Raw genomic sequence first — 14,900 nt, forward strand, 5'->3', positions numbered from 1 at the left:
CGCCTGCTTTAGAATACAGGTGAACAACCAAGGGAGAAAGGACCATGTTTAAAAATCTGCTGCCCAAGGAGTATGCCTTCTTCGATAATTTTGCCAGGCACGCCGCCCTGATGAATACGGCATGCCAGGCCCTGCTGCGGCTCACACGCGGCGAAGTGGAGATCTCCGCCGGCATTCAAACGATCAAGAATATCGAACACCAGGCGGATGCGGTGACGCATGAATGCATTGATGCCCTGCACCGCACCTTCATCACCCCGGTTGACCGGCCGGATATCCATCGCCTGATTCGAACCATGGATGATGTCCTTGACTGCATCGATGCGGCGGTGATCCGTATGGGGCTTTATGATATCCAGACGATGCGTGAAGAGTCCATCGTCATGGCCGAGATTCTCATCTCCTGTTCAGTGGAAATCCAGGAGGCGGTCAAGGCGCTGCGTGATCTCAAGAATCGCGAGATGATCAGTACCCAATGCCGCACCATTCATGAGCTTGAAACGCGAGGTGATGAGATCCAACGGGCCGCGTTGCGCCGGCTTTTCCAGGAGAGCGATCCTGTCACCATTATCAAGTGGAAGGATGTCTTTGAACGGCTGGAAAAGTCTATAGACCGGGCGGATGATGTGGCCAATATCATTGAGGGCATTGTCATATCAGCGAGCTGAGCCGACACGCTGATCCTAGCGGAAGAATTGAAATGAATGTAACCTGGATTGTTGTTGTGATCACCGTGGCCATGGCGCTGTTCTTTGATCTGATCAACGGATTTCATGATTCAGCAAACTCCATCGCCACGGTGGTCTCCACCCGCGTGCTTTCTCCCCGCTTCGCGGTGCTTTGGGCGGCTTTTTTCAATTTTATTGCCATGTTTCTCTTCCAGCCGCGCGTAGCCGAGACCGTCTCCAAAATCATCTACATTCAGCCTGGCGATCCAGCTTTCATCTATGTCGTGCTCTCGGGCTTGGTCGGTGCCATCCTGTGGGACCTGCTTACCTGGTGGCTGGGGCTGCCAACCAGTTCCTCGCATGCTCTGATAGGGGGATTTGCCGGGGCTGGCCTTGCCTTCCGCGGAACAAAGGTGATCCGCTGGGAAAAGATCTGGACCACGGTGCAGTTCATTCCGCTGTCGCCGCTGCTCGGGCTGCTTCTGGGTTTTGTCATCATGATCGCGGTCTACTGGATCTTCCGCAGGCAGCGTCCGTATGACGTCGACAAGATTTTTCGTAAAGGTCAACTCTTTTCCGCAGCGCTCTACTCACTGGGGCACGGTGGCAACGACGCGCAAAAGACCATGGGCCTTATCGTGGCGCTGCTGGTGGCGGCCGGCATCGTCCATGCCGATACCCGGCTCTCTCTTTTCAATTCACAAACCGCCTGGATCATCCTCAGCTGCCAGACGGCGATGGCGCTCGGCACCGCGTTGGGAGGTTGGCGCATTGTTAAAACTATGGGTATGAAACTGACCCAACTCAAACCGGTGCATGGATTTTGTGCGGAGACCTCTGGGGCGCTCACGATATTTCTGGCAACCCACATGGGCATCCCGGTCTCCACCACCCATACGATTGCAGGGGCTATCGTCGGCGTCGGCTCGACCACCCATGCTTCGCGGATCAAGTGGAGTGTCGCCATGCGGATCGTCATTTCCTGGCTGATTACTATCCCCTTTGCGGGTCTTTCGGCAGCCCTCTGCTTTTGGGTGATCCAGGCCTTCCACGGCGCCTTTTAAAAAAAAGCCCTGGCAAGTTTGCTTGCCAGGGCTTCGAAGCCTCTATGGGATCAATCAGAGCTTTTTGACTTGAATTGCCTGGGGACCCTTCTGCGTCTCTTCCACTTCAAATTCCACCACATCGCCTCCGTTCAGGGAGCGGAAGCCGTCACCCACAATGCCCGAAAAGTGGACAAAGATATCACCACCTGATTCACGCGTGATGAAGCCATAGCCCTTCGAGGTATTGAACCACTTCACCGTTCCACGTTCCATAACTAACGCCCTTTCTGAAAAAATGTGTACATGTAACGTACACCTTTTGCGCTGACTTGTCGCTGGTGCGGATAGGGTCCGTGCAGCAGATGGTCAAGGGAATCCCACGGTGTACATAGCTTAGCTGAAATTTATAGCAAATGTTCACAAAATGCAAGTATTTTAAACATTTTTCCCGGAAAAGGCCGGCCGGGAGCGCGGGGGAAATGCGATTTTGCTTGCTTTTTCATCGGCTATTCATTATCTTTTATTAGATATCAAAATGATATCATTAAACTATAAAGGAGTGTTCAATGATACGTGAACGAAAGTCAACCCAGTATAATGGCTGGATCGTCCTGATCTTCGTTGTTGCCGCCATCTTTCTCACCTGCTGGCTTTTCGTTTCCGCCGTGCAGGCGCAGGACGACGGTTTTCCCGTCCGTATCATCCTTTGTGCCCTCCTGCTCGGTCTCGAGGGTTTTCTGATCCATGGTTTTTTCACCCTCGAGCCGAACGAAGCGGCGGTCCTGCTGCTACTGGGCAAGTATGTGGGCACAGAGAAAAACAGTGGTTTCCGCTATGCCAATCCCCTCTACTCGCGCAAGTATCTCTCGCTGCGGGTGCGCAACTTTGACGGTGAGATTCTCAAGGTTAATGATAACCGCGGCAATCCCATCGAGATTTCGGCGATTGTAGTCTGGCGGGTTGGGGATACCGCGCAGGCCCTCTTTGAGGTGCAGCACTATGATGAGTATGTGCGCATGCAGTCGGAATCGGCGTTACGGCATCTGGCGACACAGTATCCCTACGACAGTCATGAGCCGGGTGAAGTGAGCCTGCGGGCTTCCCTGGATGAGATTTCGGATGCACTCGGCAAGGAGATCCAGGCGCGGGTGGAGAAGGCCGGTGTGATTATCGAGGAGGCGCGGATCAACCATCTCGCTTACGCCCCGGAGATCGCCTCCGCGATGCTGCAGCGCCAGCAGGCCGAAGCCATCATTGCGGCGCGGCAAAAGATCGTGGATGGCGCGGTGGGGATGGTGCAGATGGCCTTGGCGCGGCTGAAAGAGGATGGCGTACTCGCTCTGGATGAGGAGCGCAAGGCCAACATGGTGAGCAATCTCATGGTGGTGCTCTGTGCGGAGCGGGCGGCCACGCCGGTATTGAATACCGGCAGCTTGTATTAAGGTTGCGGGGAATGGCCGAGAAGAAATCGATATTGCTGCGTATCGATCCCCGATTATGGGAGGAGTTGCAGCGTTGGGCGGATGACGAGTTGCGCAGTCTGAACGGGCAGATGGAATGGATTCTGCGGGAGGCTGTGCGCCGGCACCGGCGCAAGGATCTGGAGGTGCCGCAAGTGCAGCACGGCGGTGCGGGGAATAGAGCCGAATAGAGGAACCAGAACAGGGTGGAGAAAGCGACTATTGGCATCGTGGGTGCAGGCCCGGCCGGGATGATGGCCGCGCTGCAAGCGGCGCGGGCTGGAGGGCGGGTCCTGCTGTTCGACGCCAACCCGGTGGTCGGGCGCAAGCTGGCGGTGACCGGCAGCGGCCGCTGCAATATCACCAATAGCCATATCGAGCCGCATCGGTACGCGTGTGATGACAGCGCTTTTGCGGCGCGGGTTCTGGAGCGCTTTGGACAACCCCATCTGGTTGAGTTTCTGGAGGGCATCGCGGTTCCCGTGTATGCCATGGCGGACGGCTGGTGTTACCCGCGCTCCGGTTCGGCCACTGCCGTCGTGGAGGCCTTTGCGGCTGCCCTGGAGTTGGCCGGTGTCGAAGTGCACACCGGCGAGAAGGTGCATGATTTTACGCCGGCCGGCGAGGGATGGATTCTAAGCGGCCGGCGAGAATACCCTGTCGGCCGGCTGATCGTCGCCGCCGGCGGTGCGGCTCAGCCGAATCTAGGATCCCGGGGTGAGCTTTTCCCGATTCTTGCCCGGCTTGGGCATACGCTGCGGCCGTCGCGGCCGGCGCTGGCTCCGGTCACCGCTGAAATGCGTCGCCTCCACAAATTGCAGGGGGTGCGGATGGACGTCGGCCTGCAGCTCTGCCGCGGGGAGAGCATCCTGGCGGAGGAGACGGGCAATGTCATCTTTACGCAATGGGGGCTCAACGGCCCCGCGGCGATGGATCTCAGCCATCTCATCAGCGCACGACCGGGGGAGGCGCTCGATCTGGTGGTCAATTTTGTTGCGGGAGCCGAAGCCGAACTGAGTCTGCAGCTGCGGCGCTTCACGGGCACGGCATGGCCGTTGAAGGTGCTCCTTGCCGGGCTGCTGCCGCCCAAGGTAGCCCGGTTCATCGTCCATAGTGCAGGGCTGGATCCCGGGATCCGGGTGAAGGATCTCGCGAAGGCGGAACATGAGGTGCTTTGGCAGCAGCTGACGCGGACCCGGCTGAAGGTTCTCGGGACACGCGGTCTGGAATTTGCCCAGGTTTCCGCCGGGGGGGTGCCGGCGGCCGAGGTCTCTCCGGAGACGATGGCCTCGTGCAAGGCGCGGGCTCTTTTCCTGGCCGGCGAGGTCCTTGATGTAGTCGGCCCTTGCGGGGGATACAATCTGCAGTTAGCCTTCAGTACCGGCGCTTTGGCTGGCCGGGCCGCCGCCTCTTAGGCTGGAGGTTTTGCCAGTGCGGCCAAGGCCGCTTCGTCCAGACGGTAGACCGTCCAATCATCCAGGGGTTTTGCACCCATCCGCAGATAAAAGTCGATGGCCGGGCGGTTCCAGTTCAGCACCGACCACTCCATCCTACCGCATTCCTTTTCCCGCGCAATCCGGACCAATTCCAGAAAGAGCGCCTTCCCGAAGCCGCTGCCACGTTCCTCGGGACGGACGAAGAGATCCTCAAGATAGAGGCTCGGTTTGCCGGTGAAAGTGGAGTAGGTGAAGAAGTAAAGCGCGAAACCGACCGGTCGTTCCCGGCCGGGAGCTTCGCACAGGAGCGCGTGGAAATAGGGATCCGGTCCGAATCCATTTTTAAGGATTGCCGCTTCGGTGTTGATCACGGCGTGTGTCAGCCGCTCATATTCGGCGATGCCGCGGATCAATTCCAGCAAGGCGGTGGCGTCAGCGGCGGTTGCGGGGCGGATGATATGCGAGGTGGCGTTCGGCATGTTCTTTTCTCCACGGGGTTAGGGTGGCAAAAAGAAGGCTCCGGTCGAGAATCTGACCGGAGCCTTGGGCTCTGTCGCGAAGGGATGGTGCCGGCGGACCTAGACGAAGATTTCGTAGTCGGATTCTTTTTTCAGCTTTTCGACGATCGAGCTGTTCAGCTCGCGGCGTTTGCTGCGCTGCAGCTGCTGTTCGAGTTCGCCCTTGACTTCTTCGAAGGGGCGGGTCTCTTTTTTACGGTCGATGACCTGGAGGATATGATAGCCATACTGGGTCTCGATGACATCGGAAAGCCCACCAACCGGAACGCTGAAGGCAGCATCCTCGAAGGGTTTGACCATGTGGCCGTGCGGGAAATTCTCATAGAGACCGCCGTTGGCTTTGGAGCCCGGGTCCTCGGTATTCTCCTTGGCTAGTGTGGCAAAATCCTCACCGGCCTTGGCGCGGTTGAGCAGGCCTTCTATCTTTTTGCGGGCTTCGGCTTTCCCGGCTTCATCCTTGCCCTGAGTCATAAGCAGGATGTGACGAACCGAGGCGGTCTTGTCTTGGCCATAGGCCTCCTTGAGGTCGGCATCGGTCACCTTGACCTCGGCGTAGAGCTTGTCGAAGTACTTGCGCATCACCATCTCGCGCTCGACGTCCTTTTTAACGGTCTCGATGCTGATTCCCTCGCCGCCGAGGCGTTTGAGGAAGGCTTCTTCTCCGCCGTTCTGGGCGTAGATGAATTTCAGAGTGCTGTCGATTTCGGTCGGGGCGACGAGGATTCCGGCTCTTTTGGCGCCTTCCAGCAACAGGTTGCGTTCACCCATGCGTTCGATGTTCACCTTAAGGAAATCGGGCAAGCGTTTGGGATCCAAGGTCTTGATCTGATCGATATTCTTGCCCATGGCCATTTGCATCTCGGTGAAAAAACTACCGGGGGTGATGGTGAAATATTTGCATTTTACCAGGGTTTTATTGGCATCAGGATCGACGGCAGGATAGGATTTCGCGAGCTCCTTGGCGACGTCATAGATGGGTGTTCCCTTTTCCAGCTTCATCCCTTTTTGACCGCCGCAGCTGCTGATCAGCAGGGCAACCGCCAGCAGGCTCGAAATAAACACTTGGCGCATGAGGTACTCCTTCCGGATTTTTGGATGTATAGGATAGTTATCGAAGTCAGTATACAAAATTATTTTCGCAAATCATAGTGATTTATTTCGGCTGCACGCGGGCTGCCGGTTTGGGCCCGCGAATTACGGCGGTGGATGGGGCGCGAAACAGAGTTTGCAAATCATGAAAAAAAATATTACTTTATATTTTTAATTAAAAGACCTAGGAGCAGGATGGAATCTAGGACGGAACTGATCGTCGTGCGGCACGGGGAGACCCCGTGGAATATGGACCGGCGCATGCAGGGTCATGAGGATGTACCCTTGAACGAAACCGGGCGGCGGCAGGCCCGAGCGGTAGCCGCGCATCTGGCGGCGGAATCCATTGACCGGATCTACAGCAGCGATCTGCAGCGTGCGCTCGAGACGGCGGAGACGATCCGTGGCCGCCGCGGGATCGCGTTATTCACCGACGTGCGGCTGCGCGAGATTCACATGGGCAGCTTTCAGGGGATGACCCAGGGAGAAGCTCGGGAAAAGCACACCGAAGCCTGGGAGCGGTTTTTTATCCACGATGCTGAATTCGCCCTGCCGGGCGGGCAGAGTCGTTCCCAGAAGCAGATCGAAATTGCGGAATTCATGGAGGAGGTCGTGCGTGACAACCCCGGCCGGCGGCTGGTGATCGTCACCCATGGCGGCATTCTGATTGCCATGCTGCGTCATGTCTTACACATCAGCCCGAGCCATCATTTCCGGGTGAGCATCGATAATGGAGGCATCCAGCGGTTTCTTTATAGCAAGGAGACCTGGTATCTGGTCTCCTGGGGCGAGGTGGATCATCTAGCGACGGCAAAGGAAGATCGATGAGAAGCACCAAAATCGTTGCCACCCTGGGGCCCGCGTCACGGGAGCCGGCGGTGCTGGAACGCTTGATCGAGGCTGGGATGGATGTCGCTCGGATCAACTTCAGCCATGGCACCTACGCCGAGCATGCGGCGCTGATCGCGGATGTGCGCCAGGCGGCGGCGAAAATGGAACGGCCGGTAGCCATTTTGCAGGACTTGCAAGGGCCCAAGATCCGCACCGGGGCACTGGCTGGAGTGGACGCCGTCGAACTGAAACCGGGAGCCCCTCTGGTCATCACCACCGAAGCCTGCAGCGGCGATGCCCGGCGGGTCAGCACCAGCTATGAAGCCCTGCCGGATGACGTGCGGCCAGGCGACCGGGTGTTGCTTTCGGACGGGCTGATGGAGGTGCGGGTCGTCAAGGTGTCCGGCCGGGAGGTGATGACCGAGGTGGTGACCGGCGGCATGCTGCGTGCCCATCAGGGTATCAATCTGCCGGGTGTACCCCTGAGTGCGCCGGCCCTGACGCCCAAGGACCGCGAGGACCTCGCCTTCGGTCTGGAACTGGATGTCGATCTGGTGACCCTCTCGTTTGTGCGGCGGGCCGCGGATATCCGCGAGATCAAGACAACGATCGCGGCCGCGGGCAAGGAGACCCCGGTGGTGGCCAAAATTGAGCGCGCGGAAGCTCTCGACGAGTTGCCGGAGATCCTCGCCGTTGTCGACTGTGTGATGGTTGCACGCGGGGATCTAGGAGTCGAGATGCCGCCGGAGCAGGTTCCCATTTTGCAGAAACAGCTGATCGAAGCGGCCAATGCGGCGGGCCGGCCGGTCATAACCGCAACCCAGATGCTGGAATCGATGATCAACAATCCCCGTCCGACACGCGCCGAGGCCACGGATGTGGCCAACGCCATCATTGACGGCAGCGATGCGGTCATGCTCAGCGGCGAGACGGCTGTGGGCCAGTATCCGGTCGAGACCGTGGCGATGATGTCCCGGATTGCGGAGGTAGCGGAGGCGAGTGAACGCCATGGCGATCTCGGGGCTGTGCGGCGCTGGACCATAGCACAGCCGCAGAGTGCGCCCCAGGCGATCGCGGCTGCCGCGGCGACGATCGTCCGGCAGCTTCCCATCGCCGCCATCTGCGTCTTTACCCTGACAGGCAACAGCGCGCGTCTGATCTCGCAGCAACGGCCCCGCACCTCTATCTTCGCCTTCACACCGGACCCGCGCACCTGGAGGCGATTGAATCTGTTATGGGGCGTCAGACCGCAGATGATCGACTTTGCGGCCGACATGGAGACACTCTGGCAGCGGGCGCAGCCCTTCCTGCAGCGTCACCTCGAGGGCCGTCCAGGACAGGTCATTGTAGTAGGCGGCCATCCCTTTGGGGCCGGCTCCAGCACCAATCTTCTTAAAATTCAGAGCCTGTGATAGGACCGGCATCGGGAAAGGCTTGACTTTTACAAATTAAAGCGATAAATTAATGCCATAAAATGTTATTTATTAGCAGCTTGATTTTCAAGCTGCCTTTTTTATGCCACTGTATAACGGCTCAAGGCAAAACCTGTAGCGGGCAATGAGGAGGCGTGCGTTGCGATTACTGGAATACATGAGCAACAAATCGATTTTTCTTGACATAGAGGCCAAGGACAAGACGGAAGTGATATCCGAGATCGTGGATCATATGGCCGCGGCCCATTTGATTCAGAATGCGGAGGAGTTCAAGAAAGAAGTCTATGAACGGGAGCGTTTGGGAAGCACCGGAATCGGTAAAGGAATCGCCATCCCGCACGCCCGCACCCGCGCGGTCAATCGTCTGATCATCGCCTTTGCACGGCTTAAGCGCGGAGTGGATTTCGGCGCGGAGGATGACGATCCGGTGCGGCTGATCTTTTTGTTGGGCACCCCGGTCGATACTGTGGGCGATTATCTCAAGATCCTCGCCAAACTCTCGCGGCTCTTGAAAGAAGATGCCCTGCGCAAGAAACTTCTCAAGGCGCATTCCGGTGAAGAGGTGCTGGAGCTGCTGCAAGAGGCCGAAGGTCTGACCAGCTGAGGCGGCTGGGGTTCAACTTGCCGGATCAGCGGAAAAAGTTAAAGCCGCAGCAGGAAAAATGCTGCGGCTTTTTGCATAATGTCGCCGCCCCGGATCGGGCGTGTGATCAGCGGCTCTTTTCCGCCCAGATCCGGGCCAGATTGACGATCACCTGTACGGCCTTCTCCATGTCCTGAATGGAGATCCATTCCTGGCGGGAATGAAAATTGTGGCCGCCGGTGAAGATGTTGGGCGTCAGAAGGCCCTGATAGGAGAGGCGCGAGCCGTCGGTGCCGCCGCGGATGATGCTGCGGAGCGGGGGGATCCCCGCCCGGCGGACCGCTTCGAGAGCGTAATCAACCACGTGCGGTGCTTTTTCGATCTGGTATTTCATGTTGCGGTAGGACTCATCCACCTTGAAGGTCATCCGCGCCTTGGGATAGTCCTCCATTACCTTTTCCGCTTGCCGCTGCAGCAGGGCTTCGATGCGCTGCAGCCCTTCGACGGTGAAATCGCGGATGAGGAATTTGATCGTGGCCTCTTCGACGCCGCCGCTGATATGGTGCGGATGGAGGTATCCTTCGCGGCCGGAGGTAGTTTCCGGGGAGAGCGCCTCTACGGGCAGCTGCTCGATGATGCGGGCGGCGATTTTGATAGCGTTGATGAGCTTGCCTTTGGCGTAGCCGGGGTGGAGGTTGACCCCAGCGATGGTGATGGTTACGCTGTCGGCACAGAAGGTTTCATCCTCCACCTCACCAAGGGTCTCTCCGTCGATGGTATAGGCAAAGTCAGCGCCGAAGGCGGCGACGTCAAAGTGCTCCGTCCCCCGGCCCACCTCCTCGTCCGGGGTGACCGCGATGCGCAGGGTGCCGTGCGGGACCTCCGGATGGCGGAGCAGGTAGTCGACGGCGGAAAAGATTTCGGCGATACCGGCCTTGTTGTCGGCGCCGAGCAGGGTGCTGCCGTCCGAGGTGATGATGTCGTGACCGATTTGGCGGGCGAGTTCCGGGGTTTCGGCGGCGCGGATGACCACGCCGGCGGGCAGCGGGATATCTCCGCCCTGATAATTATGATGGATCATCGCCTTGACGCCGGCACCGCTCACTTCAGGCGAGGTGTCCATGTGGGCGATCAAACCAATGGCCGGCACGGGATAGGTGACGTTTGCTGGGAGCGTGGCCGTGACATAGCCCCACGCATCGATAGTGGCATCTGCCAGCCCCATTTCCTGAAGCTCCCGGACCAGCTGCTGGCCGAGCAGCTTTTGTTTTTCTGTGCTCGGGTAGCTTGTGGATTCCTCGGAAGACTGGGTATCGAAGGTGGTATAGCGCAGGAACCGTTCCGCGCAGCTCTCCTCTTTAGCGTTCATAGGATCAAGACTCCATGCAAAAGTTAAGTGTCCGGCCGGGAGGGGTTGATAAAGGTGTTCCGCAAATGCGGCGGCTATCCGGCTTTAGGGAAAACAATCCTTGATACTTCGCGCCCAATCCCGTAAATTAATTTTCCAGCTTACAATATACTAAAAGGAATCGAGATGACAAGACAAATTTTCCTCCTCCTGCTCGTGCTGGCGCTGGTTCTTGGGTGCGAGAGAAAGCAGGAGCAGCCGCGCAAGCAGGCGCCGCTTGCAGCGGTGGGAGACCGTTCGGATAACGGCGGGATACTGCGTTTCACGGTGGAGGGCAAGACGATGCACGACCGCTTCGTTGTCGCCCAGTTCACGCCGCGCGGGGACCTCTTTACTGATGATAATCTGCAAATTTACAATTATGATATCCAGTCCGATAAATATCCGCGTCTGCTGATCAGTATTAACAACCGGGAGAGCGATCTCCGCAACTGGACCGGGAAGAACCTGCCGGTGGAGCTCCTTGCGTTCACGGTTTCCGCTCTGACCCCACCACTGACCACCAAAGGGGAGGCGCGCATCACCCGCGTCGACGATTCGTATGTCGAGGGCCAGTTTCGCGGAGAGCTGGTCAATGAGGAGAACGGCAAGTTCTATGAAATCCGCGGTGAATTCAAGGCGGTGATGCGTCTGAACGTCTAGGGCGGATTCAGCGGCTCCGGCAAGGTGCGTAGGGCGATCGTCGGCCGGAAGGGTGCAGACTAATTCAGGATACAAGGTGCAAGACAAGAAATGGGCGGAGCGGCTGGCAGCAGGGGATGAAGCGGCCTTTCGTGAACTCTATCAAACCCATGCGGATGGAATCTACCGTCTCTGTCTGCGTTTGCTGCAAAACCGGCAGGAGGCCGAGGATGCAGCCCAGGAGGTTTTTCTCAAGATCATCGCCTCCCTCCCCACATTTCGCGCAGAGGCGCGGCTCTCCTCATGGATCTTCCGGATCACCCTGAACACCTGCCTGAATCTGCGGCGTCAAAGAAAAGTCAAGCGCTGGCTCTCGCTCGAATGGCTCGAAGCGCAGCCCGAAGCCGCTGCAGCGGAGGAGGGCGCCCAGCGCCGTGTGGAGCGCCAGGAGGAGGAGGCCTTGCTGACTGCGGCCATCGACCGCCTGCCTGAAAAGCAGCGGGTCGCCTTGATCCTCTGCCGTTTTGAGGAAAAGAGCTATCAAGAGATCGCCGAGATACTCGGATGTTCGGTGGCAGCGGTGGAGAGCCGCATCTTCCAGGCAAAAAAAAACCTCGGAAAAATGCTGGTGCGCCGCATCAAGGATACAAGTTTTGATTAAAAGGAGTGTCTAATCCTATAGAGGAATTGATGAGGCACACAGAAATTGAAAAGAGGCTGCTGCTCTATCAGGAGGGCGGGCTGGACGCGCCTCTTCGCGCGGTGGTTTCCGCTCATCTTGAGCAATGCGAGTCGTGCCGTCAGCTGTTGGCTCGATTGAGCCGGGTCTATGGCGCGCCGGCTACCGATGCGCCCGTTGCTGTGCCCGGCGGTCTTTATGTAAAAGTTCGAGCACGCTGGCAGGCGTCACAGGCGGGCACCCATCCGGCGCCGGTCCGGTCATTCCGGCGTTCGCCCTGGAGGCTGCCACTGCGACGTTCTCTGGCCGCTGCCTTGCTGCTGCTGGCGGCCATCGGTGCCGGCCTTTTCCTCGGTGCGCTTCCCGAACCCGCTCCGCCTGTTGCAGATCAGGGGACGCAGCTGAAAGAGGTCTTTTACACGGATCTTTTCGATGTCGCTAATATTCACTCCTATTATCAGGCGGTGGAACAGCTTTATCAACCCTCCACCGCGGAGGGGCAATGAAAAAACACTGGTTTTTGGCTGCGCTCTTGCTGCTGACGGTGCTCAATCTGGCGGCCTTTTCTTCGCTCGCCTGGCGGCGTTGGTGTGCACACTGCAGCAAGCCGGTCTGCTGCCAGGAGGCTCCGGCGGCTGTGCTCGGCAAGCAGCTCGATCTGACACCGGAACAATCCATTGCGATGGACAGTCTCCATACCTGTTTCACCGCTGCGGCTCAAGTTGTGGCGGCTGAAATGAAGCAGGAGCAGATCCAGTTGACCCAGGAGTTGATGAAGGACCAGCCGGATAGCGCGGTCATTACGGCCGTTTTACATCGAATCAGTGAGCGCCACCATGAACTTTCGCGTGCGACCGTCGATCATCTCCTGGCGCAAAAAAAGAGGCTCACGCCGGAACAACAGAAAAAATTGTTCGGCATGGTGCTTAACCGATGTGCAATGAATCCATCTGCATGTATACAACAACCAACCCATTAAACTCTAACCAAGGAGAACCCTCCATGAAAAAGCTGGTCCTTTTTGTTGCTCTTCTTTTTGTCATCGCCCTGACCGCCGGCGCTCTTCATGCCGTGGTTATCACCGACGACAAGGCTAAATCGACCACCATTCAGAAAGAGGAATGCTGCAAAAAAGGCGCGGCCGAATGCAAAGATAAAGCCGCGTGTACCAAGGAATGCTGCAAAGAGAAGAAAGAGGGCTGCTGCCCGGCCCAGAAAGATCAAGCCGCTTGTGCTCCTAAAAGCGGTTCCTGCCCTGGCAGCTGCCCCGCCAAGGCTGAATGCGAACGCAAGTAATCCCGAGATCCTGCGACGAAGGGAAGGCGATCCAGTCTTCCCTTTTTTTATGCAAAAAAGGTTGCATCGGCGACCCTTTCTTGATAGATTATCCCGGCTCGAGGCGATCGCAAAGGAGAGGCGATGACCAGAAAACTGAGTTTTCCCGAACTGGAAGCGCGGCGGCGGTTGCGGGCAAGTACGCCGCCGGCACCCGCTTCCACGGCTGTCGTGCTTCTGGATGATATCCGCAGCCTTCATAATGTCGGGGCGATTTTCCGGACCGCAGATGGCGCCGGATTCGCCCATCTCTATCTCTGCGGCATCACTGGTACGCCGCCGCGCAACGAGATCCGCAAGACCAGCCTGGGCGCGGAGGAGAGCGTGGCCTGGAGCTATCATCCGGATCCGTTATCGCTGGCCGCACACCTCAAGGCGGAGGGTTTTCAAATGGTCGTCCTGGAGCAGACCGACGCCGGCGTCGACGTGGCCGCTGCGCCATACCGCTTTCCTCTCTGCCTGATCATCGGTCACGAGTATTCTGGCGTGCGCGACGAGTTAGTGGAACTGGCGGATCTGGCGGTGGAGATCCCGATGGCCGGCAGTAAACATTCGCTCAATGTATCGGTCGCTTTCGGCATCGCCGCCTATGAAATTTCGCGCCGCCGGGATGATATCCGGAGTTGAAGATGTTTTAATTGCCGTGACTGGAGACAGGCCTCCGTAAGAGGCGAAGTGGAGTGACATGGCCTAAAGGAAAGGCAGCGATGATCAACGCGCTGAAAGAATGGTACAACGCGCTGGGGCGACTCGGCAAGAGGGGTCTTCTCTACACCCTGGCGGGTGTAGCCGGACTGACGGCGTATCTGATTCGGGTAGGCTGGCAGCAGCCCTTTGGAGTGGTAATCTGGATTTTGATCATTGGCATTGGTCTTTATTTTCTTTTTTTTCTGGCTGGCCGCCGCTCCTGATCGATCCCTGGAAAAAGGAGAAACGATGGGCAATTTTAGCATAGATTTGCGGGGCAAAGTGGCGCTGGTGACCGGGGGATCGCGCGGTATAGGCCGGGCCATCGCCTTGCGTCTGGCGGAAGCCGGCGCAGATGTGGCGATCAACTATTTGCGGCAGCGCACGGCCGCCGACGAGACGGTTGCGCTGGCCGAGAAACTGGGGCGGCGCGCTCTGGCGATCCGCGCCAATGTGGGCGAGGTTGAGAACATCCCCAGGATGGTCGGCGAGATCAAGCAGCATTTTGGCCGGCTGGATATCCTCGTCAGCAATGCTGCCTCGGGAGTGCTCAAGCCGGCGCTGGAGTTGAATGAGCATCACTGGCACTGGACCATGGATATCAACGCCGGGACCCTGCTGCCGCTGACCCAGTACAGTTTGCCGCTGATGGAGGAGCAAGGCGGAGGGCATATCATCGCCGTCTCAAGCCTGGGTTCGGTGCGCGCCATTCCCAATTACGCTGCCGTGGGGGCCTCAAAGGCGGCTCTCGAGTCGCTCATCCGTCACCTTGCCGTGGAACTCGCTGTACGCAACATCCATGTCAACGCCGTCTCCGCCGGAGTCGTGGACACCGATGCCCTGAAGCACTTTCCGAATCGCGACCAACTGCTCGAGACCAGCCGGCAAAAAACGCCCTCCGGACGTCTGACCACCCCCGAGGATGTCGCCGATGTGGTGCTGCTGCTTTGTTCACCGCTGGCCCAGCAGATTCATGGTCAGACCATCGTCGTCGACGGCGGCTACGCGATCACGGGCTGATCGATCCATCTATTAAAAAAAGCGCGCCCCTGTGGTAGAAAGGGGCGCGCTTTTTTTTGCCGCGAACGGGTCTGCAGAGGGGGCCG

The 14,900-nt window shown here is 58.2% G+C and carries 20 protein-coding genes; 16 read left to right on the plus strand and 4 right to left on the minus strand.

Going from position 1 to position 14,900, the window contains the following annotated elements; genetic code table 11:
* Positions 1-44: 44 nt before the first annotated feature.
* Both PLH32_02365 and PLH32_02370 read left to right on the plus strand, forming a co-directional pair.
* Positions 45-668, plus strand: a complete 624-nt coding sequence (locus tag PLH32_02365; protein HQJ63428.1) for a DUF47 family protein — start codon at positions 45-47, stop codon at positions 666-668.
* A gap of 32 nt (positions 669-700) precedes the next feature.
* Positions 701-1,732 carry an inorganic phosphate transporter gene (locus PLH32_02370; GenBank protein ID HQJ63429.1) on the plus strand — a complete coding sequence of 344 codons (1,032 nt, stop codon included), beginning with the start codon at positions 701-703 and terminating at the stop codon, positions 1,730-1,732.
* 54 nt (positions 1,733-1,786) lie between these two features.
* On the opposite strand, the gene PLH32_02375 is transcribed toward PLH32_02370, so the two are convergent.
* The gene (locus PLH32_02375; GenBank protein ID HQJ63430.1) at positions 1,787-1,987 is read right to left on the minus strand and encodes a cold-shock protein; all 201 of its coding nucleotides are present in this window, start codon (positions 1,985-1,987) and stop codon (positions 1,787-1,789) included.
* 293 nt (positions 1,988-2,280) lie between these two features.
* Between PLH32_02375 and PLH32_02380 the strand changes: the two genes are divergently transcribed.
* The 3 genes from PLH32_02380 to PLH32_02390 are packed head-to-tail and all read left to right on the plus strand — an operon-like array spanning position 2,281 to position 4,589.
* A complete protein-coding gene (locus tag PLH32_02380; protein HQJ63431.1) occupies positions 2,281-3,156 on the plus strand; it encodes an SPFH domain-containing protein in 876 nt (291 codons plus the stop codon).
* An 11-nt stretch (positions 3,157-3,167) separates the two neighbouring features.
* Complete coding sequence (locus PLH32_02385; GenBank protein HQJ63432.1) at positions 3,168-3,365, plus strand: Arc family DNA binding domain-containing protein; 198 nt, start codon at positions 3,168-3,170, stop codon at positions 3,363-3,365.
* 15 nt (positions 3,366-3,380) lie between these two features.
* Positions 3,381-4,589, plus strand: coding sequence for an aminoacetone oxidase family FAD-binding enzyme (locus PLH32_02390; protein ID HQJ63433.1), 1,209 nt, complete (start codon positions 3,381-3,383; stop codon positions 4,587-4,589).
* On the opposite strand, the gene PLH32_02395 is transcribed toward PLH32_02390, so the two are convergent.
* Together PLH32_02395 and PLH32_02400 are read right to left on the minus strand one after the other, a co-directional pair.
* Positions 4,586-5,089: a GNAT family N-acetyltransferase gene (locus tag PLH32_02395; GenBank protein HQJ63434.1), complete on the minus strand. Its 504-nt coding sequence runs from the start codon at positions 5,087-5,089 to the stop codon at positions 4,586-4,588. The genes PLH32_02390 and PLH32_02395 overlap by 4 nt on opposite strands.
* Before the next feature lie 99 nt (positions 5,090-5,188).
* A complete protein-coding gene (locus tag PLH32_02400) occupies positions 5,189-6,199 on the minus strand; it encodes a peptidylprolyl isomerase (GenBank protein ID HQJ63435.1) in 1,011 nt (336 codons plus the stop codon).
* Between the two features lie 213 nt (positions 6,200-6,412).
* Between PLH32_02400 and PLH32_02405 the strand changes: the two genes are divergently transcribed.
* The 3 genes from PLH32_02405 (at position 6,413) to PLH32_02415 (ending at position 9,085) form a co-directional block, all read left to right on the plus strand.
* A complete protein-coding gene (locus PLH32_02405) occupies positions 6,413-7,045 on the plus strand; it encodes a histidine phosphatase family protein (GenBank protein HQJ63436.1) in 633 nt (210 codons plus the stop codon).
* Positions 7,042-8,460, plus strand: coding sequence for a pyruvate kinase (gene pyk / locus PLH32_02410; GenBank protein ID HQJ63437.1), 1,419 nt, complete (start codon positions 7,042-7,044; stop codon positions 8,458-8,460). Before PLH32_02405 ends, pyk begins: the two co-directional genes overlap by 4 nt.
* A gap of 160 nt (positions 8,461-8,620) precedes the next feature.
* Positions 8,621-9,085 (plus strand): PTS sugar transporter subunit IIA, encoded by a 465-nt coding sequence (locus PLH32_02415; GenBank protein HQJ63438.1) that lies wholly within the window; start codon positions 8,621-8,623, stop codon positions 9,083-9,085.
* 106 nt (positions 9,086-9,191) lie between these two features.
* Here PLH32_02415 and pepT read toward each other — a convergent pair whose 3' ends face one another.
* Positions 9,192-10,433, minus strand: coding sequence for a peptidase T (gene pepT, locus PLH32_02420; GenBank protein ID HQJ63439.1), 1,242 nt, complete (start codon positions 10,431-10,433; stop codon positions 9,192-9,194).
* A gap of 165 nt (positions 10,434-10,598) precedes the next feature.
* On the opposite strand from pepT, the gene PLH32_02425 reads away from it, so the two are divergent.
* From PLH32_02425 to fabL, 8 genes are all read left to right on the plus strand, one after another.
* Positions 10,599-11,114, plus strand: a complete 516-nt coding sequence (locus PLH32_02425) for a hypothetical protein (protein ID HQJ63440.1) — start codon at positions 10,599-10,601, stop codon at positions 11,112-11,114.
* Positions 11,115-11,190: 76 nt separating this feature from the next.
* The gene (locus tag PLH32_02430; protein ID HQJ63441.1) at positions 11,191-11,754 is read left to right on the plus strand and encodes an RNA polymerase sigma factor; all 564 of its coding nucleotides are present in this window, start codon (positions 11,191-11,193) and stop codon (positions 11,752-11,754) included.
* A 29-nt stretch (positions 11,755-11,783) separates the two neighbouring features.
* Entirely contained in the window at positions 11,784-12,278 is a 495-nt protein-coding gene (locus tag PLH32_02435) for a zf-HC2 domain-containing protein (GenBank protein HQJ63442.1), read from the plus strand.
* On the plus strand, positions 12,275-12,751 hold the full coding sequence (locus tag PLH32_02440) for a periplasmic heavy metal sensor (protein ID HQJ63443.1): 477 nt from the start codon (positions 12,275-12,277) through the stop codon (positions 12,749-12,751). Before PLH32_02435 ends, PLH32_02440 begins: the two co-directional genes overlap by 4 nt.
* A gap of 23 nt (positions 12,752-12,774) precedes the next feature.
* On the plus strand, positions 12,775-13,068 hold the full coding sequence (locus PLH32_02445; protein HQJ63444.1) for a hypothetical protein: 294 nt from the start codon (positions 12,775-12,777) through the stop codon (positions 13,066-13,068).
* A gap of 123 nt (positions 13,069-13,191) precedes the next feature.
* Complete coding sequence (locus PLH32_02450; protein ID HQJ63445.1) at positions 13,192-13,734, plus strand: RNA methyltransferase; 543 nt, start codon at positions 13,192-13,194, stop codon at positions 13,732-13,734.
* Positions 13,735-13,814: 80 nt separating this feature from the next.
* A complete protein-coding gene (locus PLH32_02455; GenBank protein HQJ63446.1) occupies positions 13,815-14,018 on the plus strand; it encodes a hypothetical protein in 204 nt (67 codons plus the stop codon).
* 46 nt (positions 14,019-14,064) lie between these two features.
* Entirely contained in the window at positions 14,065-14,814 is a 750-nt protein-coding gene (gene fabL / locus PLH32_02460; GenBank protein ID HQJ63447.1) for an enoyl-[acyl-carrier-protein] reductase FabL, read from the plus strand.
* Positions 14,815-14,900 lie beyond the last annotated feature (86 nt).

It is taken from the genome of bacterium, assembly GCA_035419245.1.
In the GTDB taxonomy this organism is placed as follows: Bacteria; Zhuqueibacterota; Zhuqueibacteria; order Residuimicrobiales; family Residuimicrobiaceae; genus JAKPUX01.